The following is a 21,970-nucleotide window of genomic DNA, read 5'->3' as shown; positions in this document are numbered from 1 at the left end:
TCATTCTGCCAAATCCCCGGTCCGCCCGGCGTTCACAGCCCATGAAGATCGCGCACTGCCAGTTCGAGCCCTGGGTTGGGGATTTTGAGCACAACCTCGCCCGCTTCGAAGAAGGCCTCAAACGTGCCGATGCTGAGGGCGCGAAGATCGTCTCCTTCCCCGAATGTTTCTTCACCGGCTACCCCGACACCGAGGAACTCGCCCGGAAAGGCGCCTTCGCCGCCGATTCACCGCAGATGCAGCGCATCCGCGACATCACCGCCCGTCACGCCGCCGTGGCCATCGCGGGCTTCAACGAGCTGCGCGGCAGCGATCTCTACAACACCGTCGTCGTCGCCCATCACGGCCAGAAACTCGGCCTCTACAGCAAATGCGCCGCCTACATGAAGTTTCACAAGCAAGGCCGCGACTTCCCCGTCTGGGAGATCGATGGCCTCAAGTTCGGCGTCCTCATCTGCGCCGACGGCGGCTACATCGAGCCCGCCCGCATTCTCGCGCTCAAAGGGGCCCGCGTCATCTTCGCCCCGCACTTCAATTACATCGGCGACAAGGGCCTCATCTCCCACTTCATGAAAGTCCGTGCCGATCACGCCGCCCGTGCCAATGAAAACAGCGTCTATTTCGTCCGTGGCAACAACGTCGTGCTCGATCCTGCGAAATCCGGCATCACCAAGAATCCCGGCATCGGCTACGGCGACAGTTACGTCATGGACCCGCACGGCGAGATCCTCGTCCAAAGCCGCCGCCATCAGGAAGACTTCATCACCGCCGAAATCGACCCGAATCACAAACAAGACACCGCCTGGGGCCTCAGCAAAAGCGCCTGGAGCTTCCGCGAATTCGCCCCGTTTGTGACGGAGGCGGTGAAGAAGCGAGGCCTGTAAACCGCATGAAAAAAGTGGAGCAGCGCCTTCCTGACTGCTAATCTCCGCCATCCATGAGCAAAACACTCACCAAGCGCCCCACAGTCGGAAAGCGTCTCGCCGCGCTCGAAAGCGAGTTTGCCGCGCTGCGTGACAAGGTGCTGGGTCTCGCACCTGTGACCAAGGATTGGCGCAGCACCGTTGGTGGACTGCCGGATGATGAAATGACCCGCCGGGCCTTCCGGCTGGGGGCTCAGTGGCGCAAAGGCAGGAAAACAGACTGACTTCCCATGGTGGTGCTCGACACAGATCATCTGAGCGAGCTTGAAGTGGGTTCCACGGCCGGGATGCGGCTGCTTTCACGTCTGGAACAGGCCCGTGACGATGCGTTCATCACTGCAATTACATGTGAGGAGCAGCTCCGCGGCTGGCTGGCAGAGATCAAACGCCACACCCGCCCCCGCCATCAGATCGCCGCTTACGCACGGCTGATCCGCACCATCGAGTCTCACGCACGCTGGCCTATTCTGATGTTGGACGACGATTCGGCGGCCGTTTTCGAGACGCTGGAGAAAAAGCGCGTCCGCATCGGCACCAACGACCTCAAAATCGCCGCCATCACAATGGCACATGATGCCACGCTGCTCAGCCGCAACACACGGGACTTCACCAAGGTTCCCGGTTTGAAATTCGAGGATTGGCTGGAGTAGTCAGCCGTTGTGGCGCGTTATTGCCGCAGCCTGCCTCTTGTTTCGTTACCGGCTCAGCCACTCGCTGCCCGGACTGCAAAGACAGTCGGAAGGCGCGAAGCTTGTCAGATTCAGCGGCATCCGCGATGACCTGGGCTGTTTCTTCCTGAAGCCTCAGGAATGGCTGGGACGAGGTGGGAGAGCACTCAAAGCCATCTCCCAATCCGCACTCTCAGCGGCTCAAACAATTTCTCGGGTTCAGTATGACCAGATTCCAAAACGCTTCCGTGCGATGACGGACACGGGAAGGCCGCTGCTGGATTACGGTGTCTGCGTGATCCGGTTTTGAGCCGCTCAGTCCCCTCTCAAATCCAAACAGATGATCCGCTCGCCGGTTTTCTGCATCAGGTCTTTGGCCTGCTGGCGGACGTAAAGCAGACCGTGGCTGAGGGCGGGCAGGCTCCAGGTGTTCAGGGCGTAGAACGGCTGGGCTTCGGAGATGATTTTGACTCCTTCGGGGCTGAGATCGAGCCAGTGGAGTGAGCCGACCTCGCCGAGGCAGAGGAAGGCGCCGTCGGCATGGATCAAACTCGCGCGCAGGATGCTCAGGCGCACCGGATTGGCCCGGCCGAGTTCACGTGAGAGGGCAGGGTCTTCCCACTCGACCTTTTGCTCCCACACTTCCTTGCCGGTGTCGGCATTCACGCAGACGAGGCGGGACTTGGGCTCCGTCTCGCCATCGATGGCGTAGAGGTGGCCGTCGTGGTAAACCGGGTTCATCCAGTGGACGCCGAGCTTTTTCGACTGCCAGACTTCCTTGGGCTGAAAGTCAGCGTCGTATTCCACCATCACACCGCCGAGTGGCCGGCCTTTCGGATACGCAGTGGTGATGAAGGCGCGATTTTTGTCGGGAATGACCACGGGCGAGGTGCCGATGGCCTGGATGTACTCGTCGTCACGCCACGGGAACTTCGAATGCAGCTTTCCGCTGGCCGGATCGATGCACATGAGGCCGCCGGTGGCCGGATCGCTTTCGCCGCCGGCATAAACGAGCACTTTAAGCTGCCCGTGCAGCATTGCGGGAATGGGAGACGCGTAACTCGCTCCCCACGCGTCTTCGACCTTCCACACGATCTCGCCGCTCTTCAGATCGAAGGCTGCCACGCTCACGCCGGCTTCGGCGAGGCGTTCTTTGCGATCGCGCAGGCCTTCGGCATCATCGATGGCGTTCTTTTTGCCGCCAACGTTCAGGATGACCTTCCCATCGAGAATGAGGGGTGTGCCGCCAGCGCCGAAGAAATCCTGCGGCACGTGCATTTCGGCCAGCAGGTCGTGTTTCCACAGCAGTTTGCCGGTCTTCAGCTCCAGTGCACGCAGTTCACCGGTGACGCCATAGGTGACCACGATGCCATCGGCGATCACGGGACTGCCGCGCGGGCCGCTGCCGAAGCCGTAACGATCCTGATAGGAGATCGGGTAAGCATGGTCCCAGAACCGACTGCCGGTCTCGCGATGCAGGCACTCGATGGTCTCCTTGCCGTCCAGCGCATGGAAGATGACGCAGGAGTCGCCGCTGATCGCGGGCGAGTTGTAGCCTTCGCCCATTTGGACTTCCCACACGGGTCGTGGTTCGCCATAGGCCCACTTTTTCAAAAGGTGGGTCTCGGGCGACTTCGCATCGTCCGTCGGGCCAAGAACACGCGGCCAGTCGCTGGTGACGGCATCCTTGGCCAGCGGACGTGGTTTTCCGTGATAAACGAGACGGTCAAACGGCTGAGGTTCCTGCGCAGTCACGCAGGTCCAGGCGGTGAAAACGAGCAGAAACAGTCTCGACGGATTTTTCATGAGGTGCCAGACTACCGAACGTCATGAAGAACGCCAATCTCATCCTCGCCGCCCTCGTTTCCCTGATTTTCAGCTCCTGCACCACGTGTCCGTTGGGTTGCAAGACGACGGCCAAGGGCAAGGTGGAGCACATCGTGCTCGTCTGGCTGAAACGTCCGGGCAATGCCGCTGACCGGGCCACACTGATCGCCACGGCGAGGAAGTTCTTGGCGGAGATCAAGCAGATCCAGCACCTCAGCGTTGGCACGGCGGTGCCGAGCGAGCGCCCGATCGTGGATGACAGCTTCGATGTCGGCTTTGTGATGCGCTTTGCCAGTAAGGCGGACATGGACGCCTATGAGAAGCACCCGGTGCATGTGAATGCTGTGAAGCAGACGCTCATGCCGCTGGCGAAGAAGGTGCAGGTCTATGACATCGGCTGTGAGTGAGCTGTCGCGATCCCAACAAAAGCCAAGGATCGTCCATTGAGCCGCCAAAAATTCAGCGTAAGGGGAACCCAACCCCATCCTGACCACCGACCATGCTCATCCCGACCTCGTTTCCCACGTCCAACGGCCCCGCTGAATCCAAGCCGCTCATCTCCCAGGAGGGTTGGATCGTGCAGCACCTGTTTTACACGATCGATCATGGCTACTGGGCCGCGTTGACGCCGGAGGAGCGGCAGGAACGTCGTGAGAATCTGGCCCGCACTGTCGAAGCGATCCGCAAACACCCTGGCACGCAGTTGCTGGCCTTTGCGATGGTTTCGCCGAAGTCCGAGCTGGGCTTCATGCTCCTCACGCCGGACCTGCATGACTCGCAGAAGTTTGAAAAGCAGATCAGCCTGGCGCTCGGCCCGGACGTGCTGACCCCGAGCTACAGCTACCTTTCGATGACTGAATGGACCGAGTACTCGCAGAGCGAGGATGAGTTCAAGGCGCAGCTCGAGAAGACGGAGAATCTCACGCCGGGTTCCGAAGCCTTCGAGAAGCGTCTCGCCGAGTGGAAGGGCCACATGACGAAGTATTTCAACGACCGCCTGTATCCGAACATGCCGGACTGGCAGGTCATGTGCTTTTACCCGATGAGCAAGCGCCGCAACGTGGGCGCGAACTGGTATGCGAACGAGTTTGCGAAGCGACGCGAACTCATGGGCGGTCACGCCAAGACCGGCCGCAAGTATGCCGGCAAGGTCCGCCAGCTCATCACCGGCTCGACCGGCCTCGACGCCTACGAGTGGGGCGTGACGCTGTTCGCGCACGATGTGTTCCAGATCAAAAGCATTGTTTATGAGATGCGCTTTGACGAGGTGACGGCGCAGTATGGCGAATTCGGCGACTTCTACATCGGCATCCAGACGCCCACGGCCGAGCTGCTGCAGCGGGTGATGCTTGCGTGAGGCTCGATTTGGTTCATTGCTCACGCCCCGTGCCGAATCAGCCCCTCACCATCGCCAATCGTCAGTTCAATTCCCGGCTCATGCTTGGGACCGGGAAGTTTGCGAGCGGCGAACTCATGCGCGACGCGATTGTCGCTTCTGGCACGGAAATCGTCACCGTGGCCCTGCGGCGGGCCGATTTGACGGGAAAGGGGGATCCTTTTGCCAACATCCTCGATTTCATACCCAAGGAAGTGCTCCTGCTGCCAAACACCAGCGGAGCGATGAACGCGGAGGAGGCCGTGCGCCTCGCCCGTCTGGCCGTGGCGGCCGGGTTGCCGAACTGGGTGAAGCTCGAGATTCATCCCGACCCCCGCTACCTGCTGCCGGACCCGATTGAGACGCTGAAGGCGGCGGAGATCCTCGTCAAAGAAGGCTTCACCGTGCTGCCTTACATCAATGCGGACCCCGTTTTGGCCCGCCGCTTGCAGGACGTGGGCACAGCGACGGTCATGCCGCTCGGTTCGCCCATCGGCTCGCATCAGGGCATCACCACACGGCGGCAGATCGAGATCATTCTCACCCAGGCCACCGTTCCGGTCGTGGTGGACGCTGGGATCGGCGCTCCCAGTCATGCGGCGGAGGCGTTTGAGATGGGGGCGGACGCGGTTCTGGTTAATACGGCCATCGCGGTCGCATCCGACCCGGTGCGCATGGCGGTGGCCTTCAAAATGGCCGTGGAAGCCGGCCGTAGTGCCTATGAGACTGGCCTGGGGCAGGGCACGGAGGAGGCATCGGCCACCAGTCCGCTGACGACCTTTCTTTACAAGTGAGCGCCGCGGCGCTTTGCCGGCTCAGCCCTTCACCAGATAGGTGAAGACAAGGACGCCGAGAAACAGCAGGGCGGCGGCGAGAACCATTCCAGAAAAGATGACCATAGTGCGGCGGTTTTTAGCGCGAAACGCCGGGTCTGCCAGCGGAAATTTAACTTGCCAACGGAAAGCTTTGGGGCAGACTCCGCGCCCCTATGGCAAAAACATGCTGGCTCGAGCGCGAAAAGCGCAAACGTAAAACTGTCGAAAAGTACGCAAAGCTTCGCGCTGAATTGAAGGCGAAGGGCGACTTCGTCGGCCTCTCCCTGCTTCCCCGTGACGCAAGCCCGACGCGCCTCACCAACCGCTGCCGCGTTTCCGGCCGCCGTCGTGCCTTCATTCGTCGTTTCCAGATGTCCCGTATGACCTTCCGTGAACTCGCCTCCCAGGGCATGATTCCTGGCGTGACGAAGTCCAGTTGGTAGTCCCCACGTCCGAACTGGCGGCCCAGCACGTCTGATGCTGGCCGCCCGGAGAGGCGGAGCGTTGATCATTCTTCATGCCGACCTACTCCTACATCGCGGAAGATCCCGAAAAGGGCTGTCCTGCCTGCCGCAGAGGTTTTGACCTGCGGCGTCCCATGAGCAGGCCCGCGTTGGAAGTGTGTCCGCTGTGCAAACAGCCCGTGAAGAAGCTCATCTCCAGCTTCAGCACGCCGAAAGTCACCAAACCTCTATCTGTTTCCGACGCCAAGGCCGCCGGGTTCACCATCCTCGAAAAACGATGCGATGGGAACTACGAGAAGCTCTAAAGCCTGCCGCGTCCCCTCATGACCCTCCTGCTCGCCAACGCCGCCGTCGAACTGGCCCACGAATGGCAACCGGACGCCTCCTACCACTTCTGGCGGGTCGTCATCATCCTCGCCATCGTGCTGCTGAACGCCTTCTTCGTCGCCGCGGAGTTTGCCATCGTCAAAGTGCGGGACAGCCAGCTCCAGGCCGCCATCGAGGACGGCGTGCGTGGTGCCAAGTTCGCCCGCAGCGTCACACGTGACCTCGACGCCTACCTTTCCGCCGGGCAGCTAGGCATCACCCTCACCAGCATCGCGCTTGGCATCTTTGGCGAGCCGTATGTGTCCACCGTGCTGCAGCCGTTGCTGTTCAAAATCGGCGTCAGTAGTGAGGCGGCGGTCAGTCTCATCTCGATCCTGGCCGCCTACGCGCTCGTCACCTACATGCACGTCGTGTTTGGTGAACAGGCGCCGAAGGTGCTCGCCATCCGCAAGAGCCTCACCGCCACGCTGTGGATCGCCCGGCCGCTGCACCTCTTTTACGTCTGCACGCGTCCGGCCATCTGGCTGCTCAGCAACAGCACCAACCTCGTTCTTCGCCTGTTTGGCATCACCAGCGTCTCCGAGCACGAGATCGCCCACTCGGAAGAGGAGCTGCGCCACATCGTGGCCGAAAGCCAGAAGTCCAAGGAGGTGACGGAGACGGAAAAGGACATCCTGCTCAACGCGCTCGCCCTCAACGACCGCTGCGTCCGCGATGTCATGACGCCACGCAATTCCGTCGTCTCCCTGGACGCGGATGACAGCTTCGAGGCGAACCTCAAAGTCGCCATCGATAGCAAGCACACCCGCTACCCGCTCGTCGAAGGCCACCTCGACCACGCCATCGGCATCATCCACATCAAGGACCTGCTCGCCCTCGTCGGCAAACCGCAGCCTGACTTGCGCAAAATCAAACGCGAGCTGCACATGGTTCCGGAACTGATGCCCATCGACAAGCTCCTGCGCTTCTGCCTCGACAAGCATGTCCACTTCGTGCTCGCGGTCGATGAATTCGGCGGAGCCGTCGGCGTCGTCACGCTCGACAACGTCCTTGAGGAGATCGTCGGCGACATTCAAGACGAGTTCGACCACGAGACCAGCGAACTGCGGCGCATCAGCGATGACGAGTTCGTCGTCGAAGGCACTCTCAACCTCTACGAACTCACCGAACAGACCGGCATCGAGCTCGAAAGTGATGAAGTCACCACCATTGGCGGTTACGTCACGCACCTGCTCGGCCATCTGCCGAAGGTCGGCGAGACCGTGACCATCGAGGACTACGAAGTCACCACCACCAAGGCCGATTTGCGCCGCGTGCAGCAGTTGAACTTCAAACGCACGAGCAAAGTGGTCGCTGAGGCGGTGGAAGACTGATTTACCTCACGCAAAGGCTGTCGCATCCGCGACAAACGCGTCCACATCTTCCGCCGTGGTGCGCCAGGAGCACATCAGGCGCGTGCCGCCGCCGATGAAGCTGTAAAACACCCAGCCACGCTCCTTGAGGCCGGCCTTCATCTTGTCCGGCAGCTTCGCAAACACCGCGTTCGCATCCACCGGATACAAGATTTGCACGCCCGGCAGGTGACCAAGCGCATCTGACAGCCGCCTTGCCAGCGTGTTGCCATTCTGCGCATGCCTGCGCCAGGTCTCGTCCGTCAGCATGCGCAGCCATTGCGCGGAAATGAACCGCATCTTCGAGCAGAGCTGTCCGGCCTGCTTGCAACGATACTGAAAATCCTGCGACAGCTCCTTGTTGAAGAACACCACAGCCTCCGTCACAGCCATGCCCAGTTTGGTGCCGCCGCAGCACAGCACATCGACCCCCGCCCGCCAGGTGATGTCTGCCGGAGTGCAGTTGGAGCCAGCGAGCGCATTGAAGAACCGCGCGCCATCCATGTGGATCGCCAGTCCGTGCTGTCTGGCGACCGCCCCGAGGCCCTTGATCTCACCCGGGCGATACACCGTGCCCAGTTCCGTGCTCTGGCTGATGCTCAGCGCCCGCGGTTTGGGAAAATGCAGGTCGTTGCGGCTCAAAACGATGCGTTCCACATCCGCCGGGTCCAGTTTGCCCAGCGGGCTGCGTGCGAGCAGGATCTTCGACCCGTGGCTGAAAAACTCCGGCGCGCCGCATTCATCCGTTTCCACATGCGCCTCGTGCGCGGTGATGATGCTGTTGTAACTGCGGCACAGCGTCGCCAGTGCGAGTGAATTCGCGGCTGTGCCGTTGAAGACGAAATACACATCGCAATCCGTCTCAAAGAACCGCCGGAACGTTTCGCAGGCCTCCGCCGTGATCGAATCCGCGCCATAACTCGGCTGATAGCCCCTGTTGGCTTCCTCCAGCGCATGCCACGCGTCCGGACACACGCCGGAGGTGTTGTCAGAAGCGAAATGGTATTTCAGTTCGATGCTCATCGCCGCGCATGTCTGCGCAGGAAAGGCAGCAAGCCAAGCTTTCCTGTGAATTGCTTCGGTATTGCCTCAAATGGAACTCTTTGTCCCAACGGCGCGATGTTGGATGTCATTGGATACCTTTTTCAAGGTGTGAACACCTTGGCTTGAATGAAGAAAAAGACGGCGTGAGTGGGCTTGCCGTCGAGCTTGGCTTCCTGCTTGAGATCAGGCTTGTTGGTGGCGGAGGGCAGCGTTCCGCTGCTGGCCCCTCCAAGGACCAGCACGTGGCCGCTCGGCATCGTGGCACCGGTGGTGCTCTTCACGGTGCTGAAGACTGGCTGGAGCACCTGATTTTCCGTCAGAACGACCTCCTGAAGTTTGCCGTCCTTGTCGAGCGCCGCGGCCTTGATGGGGGAGCCGTAATTGACGAAGCCCTCAAAGGTGACCAGTTCCGGGGCGAGATTCAGATCGAGGGTGTTGCCATCGGGACCGATGACAGGTTCGATTTCCAGACGGAAGCCGGTCATTCGCATCTCAAAGCTCTCCGGGGTGGACGGAATGGCAGTAACGGCCTGACCAGATGCCAAGGTGACTGGCTTGTCACCTGCTGCGGGTGAGAAACGTGGCGGCACGAACTCCGTTGGGTAGATGAATTCGCGCGTGCTCTGGCTCGTAGCCCGTGTGCCGCTTTTGGTCGTGACGGAGGGGGCGTTCAGCAACGTGTGGCCAGGCATTTTCTCGAGCTTGGCGAGCACTTCGGCGACTTTTTCCGCCGGAATGACGCCGAGCTTTGAAACGGCAGCCGTGCTGTCGAGCGTGAGGCCGGCGTCACGAAGCGCGGCGGGGTCCAGCGGCACGCTGACGACCTTGGCGTTGATCTGGATGTCTTTCACCTGGGCAAACGCGGCGGCGCTGAGGGTGAGGAAAAAGCCGATGAGGATGGTGTGTGTTTTCATGTCTTTGAGAGGAGGGGATGAGAAAGGGGTTAGCGAGGGACGATGCGATAATTGACGCCATCTTTGCTGGGTCTCATGCCAGCATGGTAGGCGCATATCTCGATGATTTCTTCGAGCGCTGTCGTCTGGGCATCCAGGTGGATGCTGCCCGCCTTTGGATCGACCCGCGGATCGAGTTCGATCCTGGTGGCGAGTCCGGCAGCCGCGACACGCTGGCGCAGGAGGGAAACGGCATCGCCGATGCTGGCACCGGTCAACTGGACCATGGTGACCAGTTCGCGATCCGGCGTCTGATCCACCTTCTCCTCGATGCCTGCCGTGCTGATGGTGATGATGCTTTTCGCCGTGCGTGATTCCACCAGTCCGAGCTGCACCCCGCTCTTCGACGTGATGAGCCATACCTGCCCGATCAAGGTGTGCCTTCCGCTCGTGGCACCGGCTCTGAGGTTTGATGCCTTGATGAGTCGCCCACGACTGTCCACGAGCTGGATTTTCACCTCTTCGGAGAGCTTGTTGACGAAGCGGAGGATCGAAGGCTCGCCGTCCTCGCGGGAGGGGCGGAGCTTGATGGGGCCAGCGGGTGGCGTGACAGGCTGCGCGGTAGCGGGAGCTGGCGCAGGTGAAGGCGCTGTTGCCAGCTGCTTCGGCTTTGCCGATGCCCGCAGGCGTGCGGCGTCTCCCACACGGTGGATCTCGAGCCCTGCCGCAGCGGCGACCTGTGCGACAGCGTTGGCTGCGGTGATGTTGTGGCTGTCGTAGGTGACTTTTCCGGCGGCGCTGATGGCAGTCTCGTCCAGGAGGATCACCAGGCCCTTTTTCTGGGGATCCAGATCACGGCTCTTGAGTGTCAGGAACTCGACCGCTTCCTCAATGGTGGCGTTTTGGAAGCGAACGCTGGGGATGACGATCTTGCCTGCTTCACCGAAGGACTGGACGGCCCAGGGATCGAGCGCCTGCGACCTGGTCGATCTGGGCCGGAGGCGAAATGACTCCGGAGCAGTGGCGACCTCGGCATCGCAGATGTCCGCGATGTAGGCGAGCGCGTCAGCGAGTGAGACCTGGGCGAAGTTGCAGGTGATCTCATGCCTGCTCTCCGCAAACTCAGGTCCGATGATGATGTTCACATGCTGGCCAGAGATTTCCCTGCCTTTGACCCGCACGAATTCACAGGCTTCCGCGAGGCTGGCTTTGTAAAAGTTGAGTTGAGGAATGACGGTATCGCCGATCTTCTGGAGATTCGTTCTGGGTGAATCCGTGTGCGATTTGCCCATCTGCATCCACGCAAAGCCGCCCAGACCCAGCACCATGATGGCGACGACGAGCCAGACGCCGGAGCCCGATGATTTTTTCACCACGGGTGCCGCCTTGCTGCCCTGCGGAGGGCGTGGGCCCTGTGGAGAACGCGGCTGGCCAGGACGGGGTGGCGGTGGCGAACTGGTGCGGGCCGGTGCCGTGGCGCTGGCAGTTGCCGCCGTCGTTTGCTGCAGTTCGGTGACCTGAGGCAGCGTGGCAACTTGTAAGACCGGCTGCGTGAGGATGGAATCCAGCGCGCAGCGCATGTCATAGATGCTCTGATAGCGATGATCCCGATTCTCACGCATCGCATAGGCGATGATGGCGTCGTAGCGCGGGTCGAGTCCCGGCACGAGGAGGCTGGGCATCTCAAACAGGCCCTGCGGCAGCCTTCCCGTGAGCATCTGGTAAAGCATGACGCCCACGGCATAGATGTCCGCACGGTGATCGACCGCGCTGCCGAGCATGAGCGCCTCCGGGGCCATGAAATTGAGCGTGCCCATGACATGGCCGGTCATGGTGAGCGTGGTGTGCCCGCTGTTGAAGGACTTCGCGAGGCCGAAGTCCGCCACCTTCACCGTGCCGTCACTTCCCACCATGATGTTGGCCGGCTTGATGTCGCGATGGATGATGCCGAGCTGGTGCGCGTATTGCAGCGCATCACACACATGCGCGGTGATGGCCATCGCATGCGCTGAGTGCAGCCGCCCCTGGCTGGCGATCATGCGCGCCACATCGGTGCCTTCGATGAACTCCATCACGAAGTAGAGCGTGCCATCGCTCATCTCACCAAAGTCATAGACCTTCACGATGCCGGGGTGGTTGAGCTGCGCCATGGCGCGGGCCTCCTGCTTGAAGCGGAGGACGAAGCTGTGATCGTGCTCACCAAGCGAAGGCGGCAGGATTTTGATGGCCACCGCCCGCTCCAGCGAGGCCTGCATGCCGCGATACACCGCGCCCATGCCGCCTCGGGCGAGGAAGGCCTCAATGACGTAGCCCTCGAGGCGGGATTGCAGTTCCTCGGGCGTTGGCGGCTGCCAGTAACGTGGATCGGAAGGCGGCTGTGCATCGCCGCCTGCGGCACCTCGGAGGAGGTCGCTGGCGGCATTGCCGAAAAGCGGGTCGTTTGACGTGGGGGAGTCTTCAGAGGACATACAGTTCAAGAACAGATTCGGAAAGTGCGGGCGGCGGTTGCAGTTTACTTCAAAAGAAAAACGGAATGGCTGAGAGGGGCGGCATTGACCTGGACGACACTGCCATCGTCCTTGGCCACCAAAAAGGTGCCGGGGTAGTTCAGCGACTCGAAACGCGCCCTGGCATCTCCGATCAAAGTCATCTTCCAGGTGGCATCGAGGTCGAAGACATCATCCTCCGGGCCTGCTTTTTTTTGCACACGAGCCACCGCCCAGGAATGCCGGACGAAATGCCCCGGACTGCCCACCATTTCCAAGGAGACGAGTTTGCGGTCGGCGATGCCTGGAACAACTCTGAATGCCACGGGCTGTGTGCCGTGCCTCAAATCTCCGCCCGGCTGAGCCCCGAAGGCTTTCTTGGGATCACTGGCAAGCCGCAGCGTGATCACAGGCGGGTTTTGAGCGTCGGCGGCCAACGGCTTGATGGAATCATCGGACGCCTGGAGCGTGGGATACGCCCAGAAGGCGTGATCGCTGTTCCCATCACCGCAATTGTCGGTGATGAGGGTGAGCTGTCTGGAACCTGCCGGGAAGCTGATGGCGATGGGCAGTTCCTGACCGGGATAGGTTTTGAGCTCCTTCGATTCGAACAACTTCTTCCCGTCCACTTCGATGATGTGCTTCCAGCTCCCATAACCGCCTGAGGGCTTGCCAGTCCTCAGATCGGATGGCCCGATCCCGGTGGTGGTGAAGCTGGTGCAGCCGCTGGGGATGGCAAACACCGTGCGGCTCATCGGATGCGCCCACAGGTAATGGGTGCAGCGAACCCCGCCGAGGAAGACGCCGCGTCCATGACGCTCATCCACGGCACCGTAGTTGTTGGCCCGGTAGAGCCCCCACCCGGACTGCGCATGCAGTGGCGACAGTTCTGAGAGCAGGAGATCACGTTTGACGGGCGCTGGGATGGCATCAGCCGGATCCGCGGTGATGGCCCGCCAGTGGCAGATGCCCGCCCAAAAGCCTTCTTTGCATTGCGCAGCAATTCGCAGCGCGGTGGTCTTGATGGGAGGGAACTTCACCACGCACCATTTGTTCTGCTCTGCGGCAGGCATGGCTGCATCCACCGGCACCCAGGCACCGGATTCCTCCCGGTAAAGCAACCGCCAAAACTCTGGCAGCGCCGAAGCCGCATCCACAAACCAGACGACCTGGCATTCTCCAAGGATTTGCGGTGTCTCCCATTCGAGCTGCACCCATTCCATGCCACCACGATGCGGGTGCCAGGTCATGCGCTGAGCACGGCCGGAATCTGGCCTCGTGATGGCTTTGCCGTCATTCATGTGCCGCACATGATCTCCAGAGCACTGCGAACTGCTTGGCCGCGCCTGCGGGGCCACATCGGTGCCTGCGACGGCGGGCGTCGTTCGGACCTCCTGTGGTTCGAACTGGAGGTAATCCAGCCCGAAGCAGAACCCATCGCGGTCTTTCCACACCTTGCCGTGATTGGCCACCAGCTTGACTTCCAGAACATGATCGCCGCCGCGTAGATCGAAGACACCCCAATCCAAAATGTCCGAGGTGACGATGGCCTCCACCTGCATGTCAAAAGGCGATCCCTGAACGACACGGCCATCCAATGACACTTCAGCGACTGCGTAGTCATAAGCCCCCGTCAGCACGGCCTTCACACGCTGTAATCCTGGCTCGGATACGGAGAACTGGAGCTTGAGACGCTCGCCCAGCTTTCCGCCCACCCACCAGAGATGTGCATCAGCGCTCCAGACGCCTGCGTGGAAGGCCCCGGTCTTCTGCGTCGCCGCCCGGCCCGCGGTAACCTCCTCGACTTGCAATGCCTCGCCTTCGAGGCGCTGAATGGTCTTCCGTTCGGACGGCGGAAGGTTTTGCGACGCCACGAACGACACTAAACCCACTGCCATCGCCCCCACAGGCCCCCAGAAGCTCCAATCGAAGGATTTTTTCCGGGGCTGTGGGCGGGTCGGCTGGCGCGCCGGTGGTGGCGCGGGCCTTCTTGGTTGAGGCACCGTGTTCAAGGCGGCGGGGGCCTGAGAGGCGGCGGGATCAACCTTCACCGCAGGCGTCGTGAACAACGCGTCCAGATCACGCCGCAGTGCCTCCACCCCGGGATAACGCTGTGCGGGATCATTCTTCATCGCCTGGGCGATGATGTCGTCGAAGCGTGGGTCGAGGCCGTTGATCTTCTTGGATGCCAGCTCAAACAGCCCACGCGGTAAATCACCTGTGAGCATGTGGTAAAGCATCACTCCCAGAGCATACACATCGGCCTGCGCCCCCACCTCTCCCTCCGCCGCCAGCGCCTCTGGAGCGATGTAATCGGGTGTTCCCATCGCCATGCCGCTCATCGTCAGGCTGTGGCCTCCTGCTTGCCAGGCCTTCGCCAGCCCGAAGTCCGCCACCTTCACGGCACCATTGACGCCGATGAGGATGTTCGCCGGTTTGATGTCGCGATGCACGATGCCCCTGGCATGCGCATAGGCCAGCGCATCGCACACATGGGCGGTGACGGCCATGGCATCCTTCGATCTCAACCGGCCTCGCTCCTGGATCATGCGCGCCACATCCGTGCCGTCCACATACTCCATGACGATGTACCACAGGCCTTGCTCCGTGCGGCCAAAGTCATACACGGCCACGATGCCGGGATGGTTGAGCTTTGCCAAAGCCATCGCCTCCTGCCGGAAGCGGGCTCCATACGCCGGATCGATCTCCTCCAGCCCTGGCGGCAGGATTTTGATGGCCACCGGCCGGTCGAGCGCATCCTGCCGGCCGAGATACACGGCTCCCATGCCTCCACGTCCGATGAGCGAGGAAACTTCATACTTCGGCAGCATGGCCTGGAGCTCCTGCGGCTCGGGCGGTGCCCATCCGGCCGGGTCAGATCCAGGAGATGCTTGATCAGAGGCCATGTTCAATGGGCCTCCCGTGGATGAAACAACCACTGTGCCGGCGTTTGCCGTGCTTTTGTTCAGCCGCCTCCATGGAATCGGGCTTAGCCGAGTCAGGCGTTTCAGGCAAGCTGAGTTGAGCGAAATTCTAGGAACGCACCCTGGGTTTGCCATGCCAGACCAGCACGATCCCGGCGAGCAGCAGCAGCACATCGCGCAGAATGAGGTCGCGATAGCTGGAGGTGGCGTCGGAGTGGCCGAAGCAGCCGCAGCGGATGTCGATGCCGCGCCACCACGCGAGGCAGATCGCGATCAGGAAGACTACCAGCGAGCCGTTCAGGATCAGCATGCCGCCGGAGCGCAGGAAGCCGCTCATCACGGCCAGTCCGGCCAGGATTTCGAGCCACGGCAGGCCCATCGCCAGCCACGCGGCCCACGGATCGCCCAGCAGGTCAAAGCTGCGGATGTCGTCGAGGAATGACATCGGGTCGGCCACCTTCAGCAGGCCTGCATAGACGAAGACGCCGCCAAAGAAGAAATGGAGAAGCAGCCGCAGCATGGAAAGCGCGGACTATGGCACCAGTTCCGGGATTGCCAGCACGCAGATGACGAGTTTTTTCCCCTCGTAGCTCTCGCCCGGCTGAGGCATGCCGCGGACATCGACCGGTTTGCCCAGCAGCATGCCGAGGTGCGTGGAAAAACCCGCCAGCGGCGGCTTTTCACCACCGCCAAAGCTGAGTCCAGCCTCATCAAACACGCGGATCCATTCGCCGCCATGCAGCACGACGGGCGATTTGGCGTCCGGTTCGATGCCTTTGATGGCCATGAGGCTTGCTTCCTCGTGTCCGAGGAGGCTGTCCGCATGAAGCGGATCGAGCTGGTCCGCCAGATCGCCGCTGTCCGTGTGTTCGAGGATCGTGGCGTTGATGATCGGTGTTTCGCTGCTGACGAGGCGGGGGAACTTTTCCCGCACCCGTTTGTTCACCGCCAGCGCCACCGCCTTCATGGCATCGGGCGTCCAGTGGCTGTCCTGGGCGAAGAACACCATGTTCCGGTCCCGGAACTCCCACAGCGCGTCGGTCGTGTCCATCACATCGATCCCTGCGGCCTGCAGCTCTTCCAGCTTCGCGTTTTCTTCCGGCAGCCGCACGGGCGACAGGTAGTTGCCGGAACGAATCTGCTCCGGATACAAGGCGGCTCGTGATGGAATGGCGACCACGATCAAAGACGCGTCCTGTGCCTTCAAATCGGCCGCCAGCTTGATCAAACGGGCCTGCAGGCTGGCCTCATCGCGTTTCGCATGCACCAGGCGGTCGATTTCACGCTGATCGAACAACCAGCCTTCGCGGCCGAGATGCACCGCGAGGTTCCCTTCACCCAGTGCATGCGTCAGCAGCCACTGCATGCCGCTGCGCACCGTCGCGGCGGCCATGTTCGTCTTTGACGCCGTGAACCACGACGCGAGTTCGAACACGAACGGCAACGCGAGGAGGCAGGCGAAGGCACGGATGAGGTTCAACGCCGCCTTTTCGCTCAATTCCGGCGGTGGCGGAATGAACGAGCGCTTTTTCGGATCGATGGGAGGCGTGGTCGGTTTCATCACATCGGGGAGACACGAGTCCAGAGCATCACGGCGGCGAGGAAGAAGACGCAGAGGCAGATCACGCCCTTCCACGGCAGCGGGGCGCGCAAAAAGTCCCGGGACCATGGCAGGCCCAGCAGGCAGGCAAACCCTGCGATCATCGTGACGACGTGAAAGTCCGTCCACACACGCGTTTCCTGGAACACCGTGGCAATGCTGCGCGGTGCCGGACTGAACAACGCCTTCAAGGGCAGCCAGGTGCCGTGCGCCAGCGTGCCGACAGCTGCCAGAAAGATCAGCAGCGGCAGATGTCGCGCAAGATTGCCGTGGTTGAGCCTGCGCAGACTGAAGGCGTCTTCCACCTTGTCCGTCAGCTTGATTCCAGCCAGCCCGCAAAGACCGGCGATCAGGTCTCCCGCGGATGTGATCAGGAAATGCAACGCCAGCATCAGCGCCAGGAAGCCTGTCCATGCCACGCTGGTGCTGAGGCTGTCCGGGCCGCCACGCAAAACCATCGAACTCAGATGCAGCAGAGGGTGAACCAGCAGCACGGCTTTGCCAATGCCGAGGCTGAAACGCATCACCCCACCCGCCACATCCGCAGCCGGCGGCCATGGCCGCAGCGCCAGACGCACGGCGAGCGCGAGGGGCAGCAGGACGAACAGCAGTTGGTGGGCGATGTGCACGGTGTATGGAAATGGCGACAGCGAGACGCACGTCAAACGAGGAATCTTGGGGAGGGGAGGCAATTCCTCGAACTGCTTGCAACACGGCCTGCAAGCCGCTCCGTTTTAACATCATGTCCGATCTTGATCCCAGCCTCCCCGAGCACCTCGTCCGCCGCGATTTCCTCAAGAAGCTCGCCGCCGCCTCCACCGCCGCGTGGATGACCGGCGAGCCGCGGGCCATCTGGGCCAAAACAGGGGAAAAAGTCACCCATCCGCCTGCGAAGGCCGATGCGTGCATCCTTTTGTGGATGGCAGGCGGCATGGCCGCGCCGGACACCTTTGATCCGAAAGGCTACCTGCCCTTCGAGAAGGGCCTCGAAGTGAAACGCATGCTCTCGACCTTCCCTGCGATCGACACCGCAGTCGATGGCATCAAAATCTGCCAGGGTCTCGAAAACATCGCGAAGGTGATGGATCGCGCGACTTTGATCCGCAGCGCCGTGCAGCCGGATCTCGGCAGCATTCTGCACTCGCGGCATCAATACCACTGGCACACCGGCTACGTGCCGCCGCAAACCGTCGCGTGCCCGCACATCGGCTCATGGATGGCGAAGGTGCTCGGCCCGCGCAATCCCGTGATGCCCGCGTTCATCAACATCGGCCAGCGTCTCGAAGGCGTGGGCGAAAGCGAGGAGCTGAAGGCCTTCACCACCGCCGGATTCTTCGGCAGCGAGTTCGGCCCGATGAATCTCCCCTTCCCCGAGGACGCCGCGCAGTCCGTGAAGCCGCCGAAGGGCATGGACGCGAACCGTTTCGCCAATCGCGACCGCCTTTTCCGCAAACTCGTCGATCAAAGTCCGCAGCGTGACTTCATGAGCGACTACCAGCAGCAGTCCATGCTCCGCAGCATGGACAACGCCTACCGCCTGCTCAGCGCGAAGGAGCGCGAGGCCTTCGACATCACACTCGAGCCCGAGGAGAGCCGCAAAAAATACGACACCGGCCGCTTTGGCCGCGGCTGCCTGCTCGCACGCCGACTCGTTGAGGCCGGCGCACGCTTTGTCGAGGTCACCACCGAATATGTGCCCTTCCTCTACTGGGACACGCACAAGAGCGGCCATGATACCGTGGAAGGCCTGCACAAGGAAATCGACGCGCCCATCGCCCAACTCGTGCTCGATCTCGAAAAGAAGGGCCTGCTCGACCGCACGCTCATCGTCATCGCCAGCGAATTCAGCCGCGATGCGCTCATCGAGGGCAAACCCGGCTCCAACGCGGCGGACCAGGCGACCTTCAAAGTCGAAAAGATCCAGGAAGCGCAGCATTACGGCCTGCATCGCCACTTCACCGGCGGCACCAGCGTCGTCATGTTCGGCGGCGGCGTGAAGAAGGGCTACCTCTACGGCGAAACCGCCGATGAACGCCCGCTCATCGCCACGAAGAACCCCGTCAGCGTCATGGACCTGCACGCCACCATCATGACCGCCATGGGCATCAGTCCGAAAACCGAGTTCGAGATCGAAGGCCGGCCCTTCTACGTGACCGAGGACGGCAAGGGCAAAGCGGTGACGGAAATCTTCGCGTAAAAGATTGCCAGCAGCCTTTGCCGCCGTTTAGGCTGCCCGCATGAACGCCCAACGCCTTCTCCGACTCGGGGTCACGACTGTCGTCCTGGCCATCTCTTCTCTTCTTCAAGCTGCTGACGGCGACGCCGAATGGCAGAAGGTGGCTGACGCCATGGAAAACCTGAAGAACCCGAAGGAGCGGCCCAACTCGCGTGAAGAGGCGGTCGCCTTTCTGAAAAAAGGCATCAGTGAGTTCGACACCGCACGTGCGGCTGCTTTGAAGGCCGGACCGAATCATCCGTCGCGTTGGGATGCGGTGATCTTCGACAAGATGGTCGGGCGGGCACGTGAGATGGCCGAAGTGCCTGCTCCCGCCGGATCCACCGTCGAACTGGCCGAGGTGCTCAAAGCCGAGGATGCCAAGCCGGAGACGAAGTCCCAGGCCAGCGTGATCGATGTGATGGAGTCGCTCGAGGCCGCCGATGCGCCCGGTGGGGACATCAATGGATGGATCGCCAAGGCGGAGAAGCACCTGAAGGACTTCCCGGCCGAGAAGATGAACAAGATGGTCGAGGGCAAGATCCAGGGCGCCAAAGTGAACGCCGAGCTGAAAACCAAACCGCTGGAGATGAAGTTCACCGCCGTGGACGGCCGCGAGGTCGATCTCTCCAAGCTCCAGGGCAAAGTTGTGCTTATCGACTTCTGGGCCACGTGGTGCGGCCCGTGCGTGGCGGAGCTGCCAAACGTGCTCAAAGCCTACAAGGAACTGCATCCGAAGGGCTTCGAGATCGTCGGCATCTCGCTCGACCAGGACAAGGCCGCTCTGGAGTCCTTCGTGAAGGAGCGTGGCATGGAGTGGCCGCAGTATTTCGACGGCAAAGGCTGGCAGAATGAGATCTCGACCAAGTATGGCATCAGCTCGATTCCCGCCATGTGGCTCGTGAACAAGAAGGGCATGGTCGTGAGCACGAACGCCCGTGGCGGTCTTGAGGAGAATGTGGCGAAGCTGCTCGCGGAGTAAGGTCATGATCCAGCGCATCGCACTCGCGACGGTTTTCCTGGCCGTCTTCGGCCTGCACGCCCAGGAACCGGCCATCAAGGTCGAGAAAAGCATCATGGTGCCGATGCGAGATGGGGTGAAGCTGGCCACGGACGTTTACCTTCCCGCCGGAAACGCGGAAAAGCTGCCGGTGATCCTCACGCGCACGCCTTACAACAAGGACGGCAACAAGCGCTACGGCGAGTTCTTTGCCGCGAACGGCTACGCGTTCGTTGCGCAGGACACGCGGGGTCGCTACGCCAGCGAAGGCATCTGGCACTGGATGACCGACGACGGCAAGGACGGCGCTGATTGCGCCGCATGGATCGCGGCGCAGCCGTGGTCGAACGGCAGGATCGGCATGGTGGGCACCTCCTATGTCGGCGGCACGCAGCACGCGATGGCACTCGAAAAAGTGCCGCAGCTCACCACGGTCATTCCCGTCGATGCCGTGTCCAACATGGGACGGCAGAGCATGCGCAACGCGGGCGCGTTTGAGATGCGCTTCTGGAATTGGATCATGCTGAACGCCGGCAAAGGCAGCAACGCGGCGCTCGATCCGGCCACGCAGGCTGAATTGAAGGAGATGGCAGACCATCGCTGGGACTATCTTTCGCTGCTGCCGCTGCGTCCGGGCTCCACGCCGCTGAAACTGGCGCCCGAATACGAGGACTGGCTCATCCAGGCCATGCGCCACGGCAAGGACGACGCCTTCTGGGCGCAGAACAACATCCTGGCCGATCCTTCACGCTACAAGGACATGCCCGTCTATCTCGTCGGCGGCTGGTATGATTCGTGGGCTGGCAACACTGCGGCGAATTTCACCGCTTTGTCGAAGACGCTGAAAAGTGATGTCTATCTCATCATGGGGCCGTGGATTCACGGCGCGCAGGGCAAATCGAAGCACGGACAGGTCGATTTCGGTGCCGAGGCCGCCATCGCGAACGAACTCGCCTGGCGCAAGGAGTGGTTCGACCACTGGATGAAGGGGATCGACAACAGCGTCGGCAAAGCCGCGCCCTTCGCCTCGAAAGTGCGCCTCTTCGTCATGGGCACGGGTGACGGTGGCAAAACGAAAGACGGTCTGCTCAATCACGGCGGAAGCTGGCGTGATGAAAACGAATGGCCGCTGGCCCGTGCGAAACGGACGCCGTTCTACCTGCATGCCGACGGCCTCTTGAGTGATGTGAGGCGGACAAACGATGGCGGGTCGGTCAGCTACGACTTCGATCCGAAAAATCCAGTGCCCACACTCGGCGGCAACATTTCCTCCGGCGACGGCATCATGCAGCAGGGCGCTTGGGATCAACGCGGCGGCGAAAAATTCTGGAACTGGCAGAAGCCGATCCCGCTTTCGGCCCGACCGGACGTTTGTGTGTTCGAAACCCCACCGCTGGGCGAGGACATCGAGGTCACCGGCGAGATCGAAGTGAAGCTGTGGGCTTCGTCATCGGCCCTGGACACCGATTTCACCGCGAAGCTCATCGACGTTTACCCACCCAGCGCCGACTGGCCGCATGGCTTCGATCTGAACCTCACCGACGGCATCGTGCGCGCCCGTTTTCGCGAGTCGCTGCAGGAGGAAAAGCTCATGGAGCCCGGGAAGGTGTATCCCTTCACGATCAAGCTGTATCCCACGAGCAACGTCTTCAAAAAAGGCCACCGCATCCGCGTGGACATCAGCAGCAGCAACTTCCCGCGCTTTGACGTGAACCCGAACACCGGCGAACCGCTCCAGCAGCAGCGCCGCACCGTGATCGCCACCAACACGATTTACTACGGCGGCGAGCATCCCTCGCACATCGTCTTGCCGTGGGTGAAGCGATAGCTGCGGGCAATCGCACGCGCGATAGCGTTGCGTCTGGACGCTGTCGCGTGAGAGAGCAATCCGTGTGACCACGTTCATGCTGTCCATGAACCGCCGCTCCTTTCTCAAACACACTGCCGCCTATGTTTCCGCGCCTGCCATTTTGAGCGCGAAGTCGCCGAACTCGATGTTTCAGGTGGCTTCGATTGGG

20 protein-coding genes are annotated in these 21,970 nt (G+C 61.5%); 12 read left to right on the top strand and 8 right to left on the bottom strand.

Going from position 1 to position 21,970, the window contains the following annotated elements:
• Positions 1-41 precede the first annotated feature (41 nt).
• Genes IAE77_RS13065 through IAE77_RS13055 form a run of 3 tightly spaced genes read left to right on the top strand, consistent with a single transcriptional unit; the run spans position 42 to position 1,573 of the window.
• On the top strand, positions 42-884 hold the full coding sequence (locus IAE77_RS13065) for a carbon-nitrogen hydrolase family protein (RefSeq protein WP_294227155.1): 843 nt from the start codon (positions 42-44) through the stop codon (positions 882-884).
• Between the two features lie 53 nt (positions 885-937).
• Positions 938-1,147, top strand: a complete 210-nt coding sequence (locus tag IAE77_RS13060; protein WP_294227154.1) for a hypothetical protein — start codon at positions 938-940, stop codon at positions 1,145-1,147.
• A 6-nt stretch (positions 1,148-1,153) separates the two neighbouring features.
• Entirely contained in the window at positions 1,154-1,573 is a 420-nt protein-coding gene (locus IAE77_RS13055; protein ID WP_294227152.1) for a type II toxin-antitoxin system VapC family toxin, read from the top strand.
• A 333-nt stretch (positions 1,574-1,906) separates the two neighbouring features.
• Here IAE77_RS13055 and IAE77_RS13050 read toward each other — a convergent pair whose 3' ends face one another.
• Positions 1,907-3,397 carry a PQQ-binding-like beta-propeller repeat protein gene (locus IAE77_RS13050; protein WP_294227150.1) on the bottom strand — a complete coding sequence of 497 codons (1,491 nt, stop codon included), beginning with the start codon at positions 3,395-3,397 and terminating at the stop codon, positions 1,907-1,909.
• A gap of 23 nt (positions 3,398-3,420) precedes the next feature.
• Between IAE77_RS13050 and IAE77_RS13045 the strand changes: the two genes are divergently transcribed.
• From IAE77_RS13045 to IAE77_RS13020, 6 genes are all read left to right on the top strand, one after another.
• Positions 3,421-3,825 (top strand): Dabb family protein, encoded by a 405-nt coding sequence (locus tag IAE77_RS13045; RefSeq protein WP_294227149.1) that lies wholly within the window; start codon positions 3,421-3,423, stop codon positions 3,823-3,825.
• A gap of 92 nt (positions 3,826-3,917) precedes the next feature.
• Complete coding sequence (gene hemQ, locus IAE77_RS13040; RefSeq protein ID WP_294227147.1) at positions 3,918-4,775, top strand: hydrogen peroxide-dependent heme synthase; 858 nt, start codon at positions 3,918-3,920, stop codon at positions 4,773-4,775.
• 29 nt (positions 4,776-4,804) lie between these two features.
• Entirely contained in the window at positions 4,805-5,587 is a 783-nt protein-coding gene (locus tag IAE77_RS13035) for a thiazole synthase (RefSeq protein ID WP_294227144.1), read from the top strand.
• A gap of 194 nt (positions 5,588-5,781) precedes the next feature.
• On the top strand, positions 5,782-6,051 hold the full coding sequence (rpsN, locus tag IAE77_RS13030; RefSeq protein WP_294227142.1) for a 30S ribosomal protein S14: 270 nt from the start codon (positions 5,782-5,784) through the stop codon (positions 6,049-6,051).
• 74 nt (positions 6,052-6,125) lie between these two features.
• A complete protein-coding gene (locus IAE77_RS13025; RefSeq protein ID WP_294227140.1) occupies positions 6,126-6,377 on the top strand; it encodes a zinc ribbon domain-containing protein in 252 nt (83 codons plus the stop codon).
• A gap of 18 nt (positions 6,378-6,395) precedes the next feature.
• Complete coding sequence (locus IAE77_RS13020) at positions 6,396-7,772, top strand: hemolysin family protein (RefSeq protein ID WP_294227138.1); 1,377 nt, start codon at positions 6,396-6,398, stop codon at positions 7,770-7,772.
• Positions 7,773-7,778: 6 nt separating this feature from the next.
• On the opposite strand, the gene IAE77_RS13015 is transcribed toward IAE77_RS13020, so the two are convergent.
• The 7 genes from IAE77_RS13015 to IAE77_RS12985 form a co-directional block, all read right to left on the bottom strand.
• Positions 7,779-8,813 (bottom strand): low specificity L-threonine aldolase, encoded by a 1,035-nt coding sequence (locus IAE77_RS13015; RefSeq protein WP_294227137.1) that lies wholly within the window; start codon positions 8,811-8,813, stop codon positions 7,779-7,781.
• Between the two features lie 122 nt (positions 8,814-8,935).
• Positions 8,936-9,748: a hypothetical protein gene (locus IAE77_RS13010; RefSeq protein ID WP_294227135.1), complete on the bottom strand. Its 813-nt coding sequence runs from the start codon at positions 9,746-9,748 to the stop codon at positions 8,936-8,938.
• Between the two features lie 29 nt (positions 9,749-9,777).
• Entirely contained in the window at positions 9,778-12,195 is a 2,418-nt protein-coding gene (locus IAE77_RS13005; protein WP_294227133.1) for a serine/threonine-protein kinase, read from the bottom strand.
• 44 nt (positions 12,196-12,239) lie between these two features.
• Positions 12,240-15,119, bottom strand: coding sequence for a protein kinase (locus tag IAE77_RS13000; RefSeq protein ID WP_294227130.1), 2,880 nt, complete (start codon positions 15,117-15,119; stop codon positions 12,240-12,242).
• A 127-nt stretch (positions 15,120-15,246) separates the two neighbouring features.
• On the bottom strand, positions 15,247-15,657 hold the full coding sequence (locus IAE77_RS12995; RefSeq protein WP_294227128.1) for a MauE/DoxX family redox-associated membrane protein: 411 nt from the start codon (positions 15,655-15,657) through the stop codon (positions 15,247-15,249).
• Positions 15,658-15,669: 12 nt separating this feature from the next.
• Positions 15,670-16,698, bottom strand: coding sequence for a hypothetical protein (locus IAE77_RS12990; protein WP_294227127.1), 1,029 nt, complete (start codon positions 16,696-16,698; stop codon positions 15,670-15,672).
• Positions 16,698-17,366: a hypothetical protein gene (locus tag IAE77_RS12985; RefSeq protein WP_294227125.1), complete on the bottom strand. Its 669-nt coding sequence runs from the start codon at positions 17,364-17,366 to the stop codon at positions 16,698-16,700. Before IAE77_RS12985 ends, IAE77_RS12990 begins: the two co-directional genes overlap by 1 nt.
• Positions 17,367-17,479: 113 nt before the next feature.
• Between IAE77_RS12985 and IAE77_RS12980 the strand changes: the two genes are divergently transcribed.
• From IAE77_RS12980 to IAE77_RS12970, 3 genes are read left to right on the top strand one after another with little or no spacing between them, the layout of a single operon-like run.
• Positions 17,480-18,934 (top strand): DUF1501 domain-containing protein, encoded by a 1,455-nt coding sequence (locus IAE77_RS12980; protein ID WP_294227122.1) that lies wholly within the window; start codon positions 17,480-17,482, stop codon positions 18,932-18,934.
• 40 nt (positions 18,935-18,974) lie between these two features.
• Positions 18,975-19,934, top strand: a complete 960-nt coding sequence (locus IAE77_RS12975; RefSeq protein WP_294227120.1) for a TlpA disulfide reductase family protein — start codon at positions 18,975-18,977, stop codon at positions 19,932-19,934.
• Positions 19,935-19,938: 4 nt separating this feature from the next.
• Positions 19,939-21,780 carry a CocE/NonD family hydrolase gene (locus IAE77_RS12970; protein WP_294227118.1) on the top strand — a complete coding sequence of 614 codons (1,842 nt, stop codon included), beginning with the start codon at positions 19,939-19,941 and terminating at the stop codon, positions 21,778-21,780.
• Positions 21,781-21,970: the final 190 nt, after the last annotated feature.

This window comes from Prosthecobacter sp. (genome assembly GCF_014879935.1).
Lineage (GTDB): Bacteria > Verrucomicrobiota > Verrucomicrobiia > Verrucomicrobiales > Verrucomicrobiaceae > Prosthecobacter.
Note: the sequence above shows the minus strand (reverse complement) of the source record. Positions and strands in the feature narration are given on the sequence as shown.